11 protein-coding genes are annotated in these 12,647 nt (G+C 73.8%); 7 read left to right on the top strand and 4 right to left on the bottom strand.

Annotated features, from left to right (window positions below; all coding sequences use genetic code 11):
• Positions 1 to 309 precede the first annotated feature (309 nt).
• The 3 genes from J2S44_RS26560 to J2S44_RS26570 all read left to right on the top strand — a co-directional run bounded on the left by J2S44_RS26560 (position 310) and on the right by J2S44_RS26570 (position 2,819).
• The gene (locus J2S44_RS26560) at positions 310 to 867 is read left to right on the top strand and encodes a hypothetical protein (protein WP_310419405.1); all 558 of its coding nucleotides are present in this window, start codon (positions 310 to 312) and stop codon (positions 865 to 867) included.
• Between the two features lie 5 nt (positions 868 to 872).
• The gene (locus J2S44_RS26565; protein ID WP_310419407.1) at positions 873 to 1,430 is read left to right on the top strand and encodes an NADPH-dependent FMN reductase; all 558 of its coding nucleotides are present in this window, start codon (positions 873 to 875) and stop codon (positions 1,428 to 1,430) included.
• Positions 1,431 to 1,646: 216 nt separating this feature from the next.
• On the top strand, positions 1,647 to 2,819 hold the full coding sequence (locus tag J2S44_RS26570; RefSeq protein ID WP_310419410.1) for a DMT family transporter: 1,173 nt from the start codon (positions 1,647 to 1,649) through the stop codon (positions 2,817 to 2,819).
• Between the two features lie 185 nt (positions 2,820 to 3,004).
• Here J2S44_RS26570 and J2S44_RS26575 read toward each other — a convergent pair whose 3' ends face one another.
• A complete protein-coding gene (locus J2S44_RS26575; RefSeq protein WP_310419413.1) occupies positions 3,005 to 3,853 on the bottom strand; it encodes a sulfurtransferase in 849 nt (282 codons plus the stop codon).
• 106 nt (positions 3,854 to 3,959) lie between these two features.
• Here J2S44_RS26575 and J2S44_RS26580 point away from each other — a divergent pair, with 106 nt between their 5' ends.
• Positions 3,960 to 4,637: an iron-dependent transcriptional repressor DtxR gene (locus J2S44_RS26580; protein ID WP_310419416.1), complete on the top strand. Its 678-nt coding sequence runs from the start codon at positions 3,960 to 3,962 to the stop codon at positions 4,635 to 4,637.
• Positions 4,638 to 4,702: 65 nt separating this feature from the next.
• Here the strand turns inward: J2S44_RS26580 and J2S44_RS26585 are convergent, their stop codons facing one another.
• The 3 genes from J2S44_RS26585 to J2S44_RS26595 form a co-directional block, all read right to left on the bottom strand.
• Complete coding sequence (locus tag J2S44_RS26585) at positions 4,703 to 5,263, bottom strand: hypothetical protein (protein ID WP_310419419.1); 561 nt, start codon at positions 5,261 to 5,263, stop codon at positions 4,703 to 4,705.
• Between the two features lie 77 nt (positions 5,264 to 5,340).
• Entirely contained in the window at positions 5,341 to 6,525 is a 1,185-nt protein-coding gene (gene lhgD / locus J2S44_RS26590; protein WP_310419423.1) for an L-2-hydroxyglutarate dehydrogenase, read from the bottom strand.
• A gap of 104 nt (positions 6,526 to 6,629) precedes the next feature.
• A complete protein-coding gene (locus J2S44_RS26595) occupies positions 6,630 to 7,865 on the bottom strand; it encodes an alpha-amylase family protein (protein WP_310419426.1) in 1,236 nt (411 codons plus the stop codon).
• A gap of 64 nt (positions 7,866 to 7,929) precedes the next feature.
• On the opposite strand from J2S44_RS26595, the gene J2S44_RS26600 reads away from it, so the two are divergent.
• Genes J2S44_RS26600 through J2S44_RS26610 form a run of 3 tightly spaced genes read left to right on the top strand, consistent with a single transcriptional unit; the run spans position 7,930 to position 12,459 of the window.
• Positions 7,930 to 8,547: a TetR/AcrR family transcriptional regulator gene (locus J2S44_RS26600; RefSeq protein ID WP_310419430.1), complete on the top strand. Its 618-nt coding sequence runs from the start codon at positions 7,930 to 7,932 to the stop codon at positions 8,545 to 8,547.
• 58 nt (positions 8,548 to 8,605) lie between these two features.
• The gene (locus J2S44_RS26605; protein WP_310419433.1) at positions 8,606 to 9,820 is read left to right on the top strand and encodes an acetoin utilization protein AcuC; all 1,215 of its coding nucleotides are present in this window, start codon (positions 8,606 to 8,608) and stop codon (positions 9,818 to 9,820) included.
• A complete protein-coding gene (locus J2S44_RS26610) occupies positions 9,820 to 12,459 on the top strand; it encodes a bifunctional acetate--CoA ligase family protein/GNAT family N-acetyltransferase (protein WP_310419437.1) in 2,640 nt (879 codons plus the stop codon). Before J2S44_RS26605 ends, J2S44_RS26610 begins: the two co-directional genes overlap by 1 nt.
• Positions 12,460 to 12,647 lie beyond the last annotated feature (188 nt).

Genomic DNA, 12,647 nt, shown 5'->3' on the forward strand with positions numbered 1-12,647 from the left:
GGGCACCGCGCCCATCCCCGGCGTGGCCGGCTGAATCCAGTGCCGAGCGATCCACGCGCGTCGGGCGCCGCGCCGATTTCGCGGGTCGCGTGGAGTTGGCGGGTTGCGTGGGCTTCGCGGGTTGCGTGGAGTTGGACCGTTGCGTGGGGTTCGCGGGTGGCGCGGGTTTCACACGTTGCGCGGACCTCCCGAGATGCGCGGGTTTCGCACGTTGCCCGCGCTTCGCGGGATGCGCGAGTTGCGCGAGTTGCGCGAGTTGCGCGGGCTTCGCGGGATGCGCGGGATGCGCGGGCTTCGCGCGTTGCGGGGGTGCCGGGGGGTGAGCGCCTGGCGCTGTTCGCGGAGTGCGTGCTGGCCGGGCTGTGCACGCTGGTCGCGGCGGTGCCGCTGGTCACGCTGCTGCCGGCGCTCGGTGCGGGCTGCGCCCACGTCGCCGCACACCTGGACGGTCGGTCGACCGCGCTCTCCACGTACCCCCGCCGGCTGTTGATGTCCTTCCGCGGCGGCGGGCTGGCACTCGGCGCGCTGCTGGTGCTCGCGCTGGCCGTGCTCGCGCTGGATCTCGTCGCCGTGCGGCGCGGCCTGCCCGGCGCGGTCCCGGTCGCGGTCGTCTGCGCCGCCGCCACGCTCGCGCTGCTGGTGGTCGTGCTGCGGGCGGCCGCGGTCTGGCGCCCCGGTGGACCGTGCTGGCCGGCGCTGCTGCGCGACGCCGCCGGGCGGGCGCGCACGGACCTGCCCGGCTCGCTGCTGCTGGTCGGCGGGCTCGGCATGCTGGCGGTGACGACCTGGCAGCTCGCACCGCTGGTGATTCCCGCGCTCGGCTGCCTGCTGATGGGCGGAGTGGCCGTCGAACGGCGCCTATCATGATCGGCGTGCCACAGCTCACCGTCATCGTCGCCAGCACCCGTCCCGGCCGCGCCGGTGCGCCCGTCGCCCGCTGGCTCGCCGGCCGGGTGACCGCGCACGGCGGCTTCGACCTGCACGTCGCCGACCTCGCGGAACTGAACCTGCCGATGATGGACGAGCGGAACCATCCGCGGCTCCGCAAGTACGAGCACGCGCACACGAAGGCGTGGAGCGCGATCGTGGACGCGTCGGACGCGTTCGTGATCGTGACGCCGGAGTACAACCACGGGTATCCCGCGCCGCTCAAGAACGCGATCGACTACCTGGTCCAGGAGTGGGCGCACAAGCCGGTCGGGTTGGTCAGCTACGGCGCGGTCGCCGGTGGTGTGCGGTCGGCCCAGGCGATCAAACCGGTGCTGCAGTACCTGAAGATGATCCCGATCAGCGAGTCGGTGATCATTCCGTTCGTCGCGAAGCACATCGTCGACGGCGAGTTCCGGGCCACGCCCGCGATCGAGGAGTCCGCGACCGCGATGCTCGACGAGTTGCGGCGCCTGGAGGCCGCCCTCCGCCCACTGCGCTGAACCACCCGGCGAATATCCGGATGCGTCGTGTCCCGCCGGCCCGTTAGCGTGCCGGTCATGCGTCTCGTCGTGTGCTCCCCGCCGGTCGTCCGCTGAGCGGGCGACCGTAAGGCCGGTTCCCGGCCCTTGATGCCGCAAGCGCCCCGGTGCGCGCGGCGGGTGGTCGCTGCCCTCACTCCGCAGCCCTGATCCGACCATCCGCAGTGGAGCACCCGCATGTCCGTCGAGACTTCCGCACCCACGACACCGTCCACCGCGTCGCCGGCGGCCCCCGAGCCGAACCACTCCCGGCGGGGCATGGCGTTGATCGCCCTGGCCGCCATGGCCTGGGGCACCGGCGGCGCGGCCGCCGCCGTCCTCTACCGCACCAGCGGCCTCGGCCCGATCGCCGTCTCCTACTGGCGTTTCGTGATCGGAGCGCTCGCCCTGGCCGCCTACCTGGCCGCACGCACGGCCCGCCACCGCACACCGGCACGCCGCGCCTCAGCCCGCGAAGCCGGCGAGACCGGCGAGACCGGCGGGGCACGTGATGTCGGTGAGACCGGTGACGCACGTGATGCCAGCACTACAGGCGACGCTCGCGAGACCCGCGGCGAAGCTGGCCTCGACGTCACCGACGGTTACGCCGCCTTCCACGGCGGTGCCGGCCCGGCCGCCCACCCCGGCGACCGCCGGGCCGGTGCCGTCCGCACCCGTCGCCGGGTCCGTCGTCTGCTGATGGTCGCCGCAACCGGCGTCGGTCTCGCCGTCTACCAGTCCGCGTTCTACGTCAGCATCGCGGAGACCGGCCTCGCCGTCGCCACCGTCGTCACGCTCGGAGCCGGCCCGATCCTGATCGCCGTCGGCGCCCGGGTCTTTCTCGCGGAGCGCCTCGGCCACGCCGGCGCGGCCGCGATCGCCCTCGCGCTCGCCGGGCTGATCGCACTCTCCCTGGACAGCGGCACCACCGGCCCGCGCCCGGCTCTCGGCATCGGCTACGCGTTGCTCTCCGCGCTCGGCTACGCCGTGGTCACGCTGGTCGGCCGCACCCCCGGCAGCGCCGGCGACCCGTTCCGCACGTCCCTGACCGGATTCGTCGTCGGCGGCATCGTGCTGACCCCGTTCGCGCTGGCCGACGGCGTGCTGCCGGCCACGGGCGGTCTACCGGTCACCATCGGCTGGCTGCTCTACCTGGGCGTGGTCGCCAGCGCGCTCGCCTACGGCCTGTTCTTCGCCGGCCTGGCCCACGTCGGCGCGACCACCGCCGCCGTCGTCACGCTCCTCGAACCGGTCGCCGCCGCACTCCTCGCCGTCGCGTTCCTCGGCGAGCACCTCACCCCGGCGGTCCTCACCGGCATGCTCCTGCTGCTCGGCGCCGTCGCCGTCCTCGCCTACCCGGCCCGCCGTTGACGCCCGGCCGGTTCTCGCCCGCCGTTGACGCCCGGCCGTCGCTGACGCCCGGCTGGCTCCCGCCCGGGCGTCAGCGGCGGGCCGGCCGGTTCCCGCCTACGGCTGCCGCCGGGTTGCCTCCCGCCCACTGCTACCGCCCGGCTGCCTCCCGCACACCCGGGCGGGAGGCAGCCGAGCGGCACCTGTCATTCCGCGCCGAGGGCCCGCGGCCGCGCCGAGTCCGTGATCCACTCGCTCCACGAGCCGACGTACAGTGCCGCGTCCGTCCGGCCCGCCAGGTGCAGGGCCAGCACCGTGTGCGCGCCGGTCACGCCGCTTCCGCAGTACGCGCCGACCGGTCCGGCGTCCGGCGTCACGCCGGCCGCGGCGAAACGGTCGCGCAGCCGGCCCGCGGCCAGGAAGCGGCCGTCCGGTCCGGTGTTCCCCGCGGTCGGCACGTTGACCGCGCCGGGGATGTGGCCCGGCGCGGCGTCCACCGGCTCGACCTCGCCGCGGTAGCGCTCCGGTGCCCGCGCGTCGATCAGCACGCCGCCGGACGCGACGGTCGCGGCGCCGGCCGCGTCCAGCACCGGCAGGCCACCGGGCCGGACCGTGAAGTCCCCGCCGCCGGGCGCCGGCACCTCGGACGTGACCTCGAACCCGCCGGACCGCCAGGCCCGGAACCCGCCGTCGAGCACCCGCACCCGCGGGTGCCCGGCCCAGCGCAGCGTCCACCAGGTGCGGGCCGCGGCCCACTGGTCGCCGTCGTCGTAGACGACGACCGGACGGTCGCCGGACACTCCGGCCGCGCGCAGCACGTCCTGCAGTGCGGCGGCGTCGGGCAGCGGGTGCCGGCCGCGCTCGCCGGGCGGGCCGCTGAGCGAGGCGTCCAGGTCGACGAAGACGGCGCCGGGCAGGTGGCCGGCCAGGTAGTCGTCGCGGCCGGGCGGGCCGGCGAGCCGCCAGCGCACGTCGAGCAGCGTCGGGGCCGCCGCGGAGCGCAGCAGTGCGGCGAGCGCTGGAGCATCGATGAGAAGTTCGTCCGGTAGGGTCACAAGTCCCTAGTCAACACCACCCTTCGGCACTTGCCCTTACCATTCTGCGGCCAAGTCTGGTGCCGGGTTCGCAAGGTAGAATCGCCATCCAGGGAGGGCTGCCGTCGTGAACGACCTAGTCGACACCACCGAAATGTATTTGAAGACCATCCTCGAGCTCGAGGAGGAGGGCGTGCCCGCGCTTCGTGCGCGAATCGCGGAGCGTCTGCACCAGAGCGGCCCCACCGTCAGCCAGACCGTCGCGCGCATGGAGCGGGACGGGCTGCTGCGGGTCGAGAACGATCGTCATCTGCACCTGACCGAGGCGGGGCGTCAGCACGCCGTCTCCGTCATGCGCAAGCACCGCCTTGCCGAGCTGCTGCTGGTCAACGTCATCGGCATGCCCTACGAGGAGGCCCACGAGGAGGCCTGCCGCTGGGAGCACGTGATGAGTGACGCGGTGGAGAAGCGGGTCTTCGAGCTGCTGAACCGTCCGAGTCGCTCGCCGTACGGTAATCCGATTCCGGGCCTGGAGGCCCTGGGTGACGACCCGTCGACGGAGGAGCGGCCGGGGGAGCGCAATCTCGCGTTCCCCGGTCTGTCCGGCAGCGTCGTGGTGTCCCGCATCTGCGAGAGCGTCCAGACGAACGCGGACGTGCTGCGTCAGCTGCACGCGGCGGGCGTCGACCCGGGCGCGACCGTGACCGTGGCGCAGGATCGTGACGCGGTGACGATCGACCGCTTCGGTGACAAGATCAAGCTTCCGCGCGAGGTCGCGTCGCGCGTCTTCGTGGCCGCCGCATAAGCAACGACATAAGAACCCCCGGTCCGCGCGAGATCGCGGCCGGGGGTTTTTCCGTATGCGACGGGTCAGGCCGCGACCAGCGTCGCGTCGAGGTCTTTCGCCATGTCGACCAGGATCGGCGCGAGATCGGTGGCCGCGGCCTTCTGCTGATCCTTTGCAAACGTGTATCGCAGCATCAGAATGCGACCGTTCGACGAGAGCCAGCCGATCTCCGCGGACGGCCCGTGTTCCTTTGTCGGGTCCGAGACGATCTGATAGGCGGCCTTTCCGAGCCCCTTGACCGGTGCCGCGCCGTCCGGGGTCACGTCCGACGCGAAGATGTTCGGATCGGCGGACGTCTCGCTGACGGCCAGGCTCAGATCCGGCCACGGCGCGTCGCCCTGCTGCAGCACGCAGGTGATCGTCTCCTTCTGCTCCCCGGCCGCGGACACGTTGAACTCCACGTCCAGGAAGTCGTGCACCACGCCGAAGTTCAGCAGCTCACAGGCGCCGCCGGCGATTTCCGCCTGGGCGTCGTCGACCCGCGCCTTGACGGGCGGGCCCGCGTCGGTCGGTGTCTCGCCGTTGTTGCAGCCGGTGACGGCCAGCATCAGGCCCAGCGTCACCGCCATCAGCCGGTTACGCACGTCCACTCCTCGAATTCGCGGTCCGACGCCGGAAACCGTACGGGGTGAGCGGGCCGGGCGAAAGTCCCGCCACTCCGCTAATTCGGCGAAACCGCTCCGAGCTGCGCGACAATGTGTTTAGCGATCTCCAAGGAACTGGTCGCGGCCGGTGACGGAGCGTTCAGCACGTGCACCTGTCCGTCGCGCGATTCGATCAGGAAGTCGTCGACCAGTTCGCCGGACGGCAGGATGGCCTGCGCTCGCACGCCCGCCTCGGACGGCACCAGGTCCGCCTCGGTGATCTCCGGGACCAGCCGGGCCAGGCCGCGCGCGAACAGCGGCTTGGACAGCGACCGCCGCACCTCGGCCAGCCCGTAGCCGAGGTGCCGCCGGGCCAGCCGCCACATCCCGGGGAACACGGCCACCTCGGCCAGGTCGCGCGCGCTGAACCGGCCCCACGAGTAGCCCTCGCGCGCGGTGGCGAGCACCGCGTTCGGCCCCGCGTGCACGCTGCCGTCGATCATGCGGGTGAGGTGCACGCCGAGGAACGGGAACCGCGGGTCCGGCACCGGGTAGATCAGCCCGTTGACCAGGTGCCGCCGGTCCTCGCGCAGCTCGTAGTACTCGCCGCGGAACGGCACGATCCGCGCGGCCGGCCGGATCCCGGCGAGCCGGGCGATCCGGTCCGACTGCAGCCCCGCGCAGTTGATGACGAAGTCCGCCGGGATGTCCCCGGTGGTGGTCTCGACCACGCCGTGCCGGAAGCCGCTGACCGCGGTGCCGAGCCGGATCCGGCCACCGGCGGCCGTGACCAGCCCGGCGAGCACCTCGCACACCGCCGTGTAGTCCACGATCCCGGTCGACGCCACGTGCATCGCCGCCACCGCGGACACGTGCGGCTCGTACTCCGACGCCTCCGCGGCCGACAGCATCCGCACCGGCAGCCCGTTCGCGGTCGCGCGCGTGAACAGCGCGGTCAGCCGGGGCAGCTCGTCCGCGGCGGTCGCCACGATCAGCTTGCCGCACGTCTCCACCGGGATCCCGTGCTCCCGCGCGAACGCCACCATCGACGCGCTGCCCGCCCGGCTCAGCGTCGCCTTGAGGCTGCCCGGCTTGTAGTACACGCCCGCGTGGATCACGCCGGAGTTGTGCCCGGTCTGGTGCGCCGCGACCCGCGGCTCCTTGTCCACCACGGTCACCCGGGCGCCGGGGTGGTCGAGCGTCAGCCGATGCGCGGTCGCGAGCCCCACGATGCCCGTCCCGATCACCACGTACCGTGCCATACCGCTCCTCCTGCTGGTCCCGACGGGCGACGCTACCCGCGTCCGGCCGCCCCGCTAACCCACCGATTGGCCCCTTCCGACCAGGCAAAAGATCAAAATCAAGATCATTCGTGGGTACGTGCGACCACGGTCCACGCCTGCGCTCCGAGCACATAGGGATCGTGGTCCGGCCGGTGCGAGGACTCGGCCACGCGCACGCCCGGCTCCACGGCGGGGAACCGGTAGGGCGCGTCGTCGATGTTGAGCAGCGCCACCACGACCTGGCCGTCGTGCTCCGCCCGCAGCGCGATCGCCCGGTTCGTCAGGTGCGCCACCGTCGTCTCCGCCCGCGCCAGCCACGGGAAGCGCCGCCGCAGCCCGATCAGCCGCTGGTGCGTCCGCAGCACCTCCGCCCCGAACGGCGCCAGCTCGGCCGGCGAGCCCGGGAACGCGGGCCGGACCGCGTCGTCCCCGCCGGCCCGGTCCTCCTTCACGCCCCGGAACGCCTGCTCGTCCCCGTAGTACACGCTCGGCACCCCGGCCACCGTGAAGAGCACGGCCAGCGCGTGCCCGAGGTGCGCCGGGTTCGTCAGGCGGGAGGCGATCCGGGTCACGTCGTGGTTGCCGACGAACGTGAGCGTGTCCGGCGAGTGCCGCCCGAGCGCCCAGGCCAGCTCGAACAGGTTCCCGTCGTTGAGCGAGCTCCAGATCGCCTTCCACAGCTCGTACTGGGTGACCGCGTCCAGTCCGGCCCGCTCCCGGTACTCCAGCCCGTGGATCACCTCGCCCACGATCCACGCCTCCGGGTGCCGCTCCCGCACGGCCGGCAGCACCGCGCGCCAGAACTCCGGTGGCACCGCGTAGGCCGCGTCCAGCCGCCACCCGTCCGCACCCCGGTCCAGCCAGTGGTTCATCACCGTGGTCACGTGCTCGCGTACCGCCTCGGAGTCGTGGTCCAGCACGACCAGCGCCCGGTGCCCCTCGAACGTCGCCGGCTCCGCACCCTGGCGCCGCAACCAGGCGGCCGGCCGGAAGTCGCGCGCCACGTGGTTGAAGACGCCGTCCAGCAGCACCCGGATGCCGCGCTCACGGCAGGCGCCGATCAGCCGGTCGAAATCGGCGTCGTCGCCCAGCCGGGGATCCACCGCGAGATGATCGACGGTGTCGTACCCGTGCGTCCGGGAGGCGAAGACCGGGCCGAGCTGCAGCCCGTTGCAGCCCAGCTCGATCAGGTAGTCCAGCCAGCCCTCGAGGTGCTTCAGCCGGTGCACCACCGGCTCGTCCGGCTCGGCCGTGTGCGGGGCGCCGGTGAAACCCAGCGGGTAGACGTGCCAGAAGATCGCGTGCTCGACCCAGCTCATGCGCCGACTCCCGAATCCGAACGGTTTTACTGAGCCTAACTCACTAATCCGGTACGGTGGACCCGTGACCCGCACCGATCGACGTCCCCGGCAGCGGCTCGGCGAGGCGGCCCGCCGCGAGGCGATCCTGACCGCGGCCGGCCAGGCCTTCGCCGGCCATCCGTACGACGAGGTCGCCGTGGCCCGCGTCGCCGACGCCGCCGGTGCCTCCGAGGCGCTCGTGCACCGGTACTTCGGCAGCAAGAGCGGCCTCTACCTGGCCGTCGTCCGCCAGTCGATCCGCCTGCTGCTGGACCGTCAGCGCGTCGCGGACACGGCGCTCCCGGCGGACGCCACGCCGCGCGACCGGCTCGCCGAGAGCGTCCGCGTCTACCTGGACACGGTCGCGGTCTGGGCGGTCGGCTGGCTGGCGCCACTGCAGGTGCCCGGCGGCGAGCCGCCGGCCGCGGCCGCGCTGCGCACCGAGAGCCGGGCCTACTACGTCCACCTGATGCGCGGCATGCTGGAGACCGAGGACCCGGCGCTCGACTACGCGCTGCACGGCTACCTCGGCTTCCTGGACGCGTCCTGCCTGGCCTGGGCCGGTCAGGGCTATCCCGCGACCGCCCGCCCCGTGATCACCGCGCAGGCCCTCGGCGCGCTCGACGGCGCCCTGCGCGCGGCAGGTCATCGGGGACTGTAGATAGAAGTCTCACAGCCGGTCCGCTGACCGGTCGATCCGCGCGTGCGACGATGGCCGCATGGAGAGCCCGACATCAGGTTCAGCCGGCACGGTCGTCGTCTGGGACGAGTCCCTCCTGCAGTACGACCTCGGCGACCACCCGCTCAACCCGGTCCGCGTGGAACTCACCATGGCCCTGGCCCGCGAGTTCGGCCTGCTGCGCCGCCGGGGCGTGCGCGTGCTCGCGCCGACGGTCGCGGAGGACGCGCTGATCGAGCGCGTCCACACGAAGGACTACCTGGCGGCGGTCCGCGCCTCCGCCACCGACCCGTTCTTCTCCGGGTACGGGCTGAACAGCCCGGACAACCCGGTCTTCGAGAACATGCACGAGGCCAGCGCGCGCATCGTGGGCGCCACCGTCGCCGCGGCCGAGGCGATCTGGAAGGGCGAGGCCGTCCGCGCGGTCAACGTGGCCGGCGGCCTGCACCACGCGATGCCCGGCCGCGCCGCCGGCTTCTGCGTCTACAACGACCCGGCCGTCGCGATCGCCCGGCTGCTCGACCTGGGCGCGGAACGGGTCGCCTACGTCGACGTGGACGTGCACCACGGCGACGGCGTGCAGGCCGCGTTCTACGACGACCCGCGGGTGCTGACGATCAGCCTGCACGAGACGCCGTTGGCGCTGTTCCCGAACACCGGCTTCCCGGACGAGACCGGCGCGCCCGGCGCGGAGGGTTACGCGGTCAACGTCGCGCTCCCGCCCGGCACCACCGATCCCGGCTGGCAGCGGGCGTTCCACGCGGTCGTGCCGGGCCTGCTGCGCGCGTTCCGGCCGCAGATCCTGGTCACCCAGTGCGGCGCCGACGCGCACCTGCTCGACCCGCTGGCCGACCTGCGCCTCTCCGTGGACGGGCAGCGCGCCACCTACCTCGCGTTCCGCGCGCTCGCCGACGAACTGTGCGAGGGGCGCTGGCTGGCCACCGGCGGCGGCGGATACGCGCTGGTCGAGGTGGTCCCGCGGGCCTGGACGCATCTGCTGGCGATCGCGACCGGCGAACCGCTCGACCCGGCCACGCCCACGCCGCCGGACTGGCGCGCGTTCGCGGCGCAGCGCATCGCGCAGGGGCACCTGGGCCAGGCCGAGATCCCGGAGTCGATGACGGACGACGTCGACCCGAGCCACACACCGTGGGAGCCGGAGGGCGAGCCGGACGCGGTGGACCGGGCCGTGATGGCCACCCGCCGGGCCGTCTTCCCGCTGCACGGCCTGGACCCGCACGATCCGAGGGACTGATGACCGAGACGGTTCCGATCACCGCCCGGGACGCGGACGTGCTGCTCAGCGACGGCACCACGGCGCACCTGCGGCAGATCCGCCCGGCGGACGCGCCCGCGATCGTCGCCATGCACTCGCGGTTCTCCGAGCGCACCCGCTACCTGCGCTACTTCAGCCCGTACCCGCGGATCCCGGAGCGCGACCTGCGCCGCTTCGTCACCGTCGACCACCACGACCGTGAGGCGCTGGTGCTGACCAGCGGCGGCGAGATCTTCGCGGTCGGCCGGTACGAGCGGCTCGGGGCCGACTCGCCGGAGGCCGAGGTCGCGTTCGTGGTGGAGGACGCGCACCAGGGCCGCGGCATCGGGTCCGTGCTGCTGGAGCACCTGGCCGCGGCCGCCCGGCAGGAGGGCATCACCCGGTTCGTGGCCGAGGTGCTGCCGGCCAACGGCGCGATGCTGCGCGTCTTCGCGGACGCCGGCTACTCGATCCAGCGCAAGTACGAGGACGGCGTCGTCCACCTGACGTTCCCGATCGCGCCCACCGAGCTCTCCCGTGAGGTGCAGGAGCGCCGCGAGCACCGCACCGAGGCCCGCTCGATCGTGCCGCTGCTGTCACCGCGCGCGGTCGCGGTCTACGGCGCCAGCGCCAGCGGCCAGGGCATCGGCGCCGCGCTGCTGGCCCACCTGCGCGACGGCGGGTACGCCGGTCCGGTGCTGCCGATCCACCCGTCCGCCGCGCGGGTGGCCGGCCTGCCCGCGCTGCGCAGCGCGGTGGACGCGGGCACCGAGATCGACCTGGCGCTGGTCGCGGTGCCACCCGGCGCGGTCGGCGAGGTGGTGGCGGACGCGGCCCGGGCCGGCGTGCGCGGCCTGGTCGTGGTCTCGGCCGGGTTCGCGGAGACCGGGCCGGACGGCGCGGCCGCGGAGCGCGAACTGCTGCGCGCGGCCCGCGACGCCGGCCTGCGGCTGATCGGCCCGAACTGCCTCGGCATCGCGAACACGTCGTCCGACGTGCGGCTGAACGCCACGCTCGCGCCGCGCCTGCCGACCGCGGGCCGGGTCGGCTTCTTCAGCCAGTCCGGCGCGCTCGGCGTGGCGCTGCTGGACGCGGCGGACCGGCGCGGGCTCGGCCTGTCCAGCTTCGTCTCGGCCGGCAACCGCGCCGACGTCTCCGGCAACGACCTGCTGCAGTACTGGCAGGACGACCCCGCCACCGACGTCATCCTGCTCTACCTGGAGACGTTCGGTAACCCGCGCAAGTTCGCCCGGCTGGCCCGCCGGATCGGCCGCACCAAGCCGGTGGTCGCGGTCGCGTCCGCCGCCCGCCCGGCCGCGCCGGACGTGCCCGGCCTGGACCCGGCCGCGGTCACCGCGCTCTTCGCCCGGTCCGGCGTGATCCGGGTGGACACGGTCGCGGAGATGTTCGACGTGGGCATGCTGCTCGCGCACCAGCCGCTGCCGGCCGGCCGGCGGATCGGCGTGGTCGGCAACTCGTCCGCGCTGACCACGCTCGCGGCCGCGGCCGTACACGCGTCCGGCCTGATCCTGGCCGAGAGCTACCCGCACGACGTGCCGCCGGCCGCGAGCGCGCACGACTTCGCGGACACGCTGGCGGACGCGGCCACCGACGAGCGGGTGGACGCGCTGGTCGCGGTGTTCGCGCCGCCGCTGCCCGGCCAGCACGCGGACGAGGACGCGGACTTCGCGTCCGCGGTGGCGAGCGTGGCGCTGGCGGGGGAGAAGCCGACGGTCGCGATGTTCCTGGCCGGCACGCTCCCGGACCGCATCCCCTCCTACCCGTCCGTGGAGGAGGCGGTGCGCGCGCTCGCCCGCGTCGTCACCTACGCCGACTGGCTGCGCCGCCCGCCCGGTAGCGTTCCCGACCTCCCCGGCGTCGACCCGATCAAGACCAAGGCCCTGATCAGCCGGTACGGCACCCAGCCGCTCGCCGCTCCCGGGTCCCCCGGCCCCGGTGAGGCGGAGGCGCACGAACCGGGGCCGAGCGCGCCGGAGCTGCTCGCCGCCTACGGCATCCCGGTCGTGCCGTCCGTCACCGTGCAGTCCGCCGCGGACGCGGTGGCGGCCGCCGGCCGGCACGGCTACCCGGTCGCGCTGAAGGCGGCCGGCGGGGGACTGCGGCACCGCATCGACCTGGGCGCGGTCCGGCTGGACCTGGGCTCCGCGGCCGACGTGGAGCGCGCCTACCGCGAGCTGTCCCCGTTCGGCACCGGCGTGATCGTGCAGCCGATGGTGGCGCCCGGCGTCGCGTGCGTGGTCGAGATGGTGGAGGACCCGCAGTTCGGCCCGATCGTCGGCTTCGGGCTCGGCGGCGTCGCGATGGAGCTGGTCGGCGACCGGGCCTGGCGCGCCGCTCCGCTCACCGATCTGGACGCGGCCGCGCTCGTCGACGAGCCGCGTGGCGCGCCGCTGCTGCGCGGGTTCCGCGGCGCCGCGCCGGTCGACCGCGCGGCGCTCGCCGAGCTGCTGGTCCGGGTGGGCCGGCTGGTCGACGAGCACCCGGAGATCCGCTCGCTGTCGCTCAACCCGGTGCTCGCCCGCCCGGACGGCTTCGCCGTGCTGCACGGATCGGTGCAGGTCGGCGACCCGGGCGAGCGCGGCGATCCGGGTCCGCGACGGCTGCGCGGCGGCGCGTGAACCCGGCGTGGGACTGCAACCTGCAACTTCCATGCGGTGTGTGCACTTGGCGCTCAAAGTCGCATTGATCGACTCATGGTGACCACTTGTTTACGCGGAAGCGTCGGTCAATAGTGGACGGAGAGATCTCCGCCGTACCGTGACGATCGGCCGATGCCGGCAATCCCGGCCGTGACCGCTCCCTCCCC

Source organism: Catenuloplanes niger (assembly GCF_031458255.1).
Taxonomy (GTDB): Bacteria; Actinomycetota; Actinomycetes; order Mycobacteriales; family Micromonosporaceae; genus Catenuloplanes; species Catenuloplanes niger.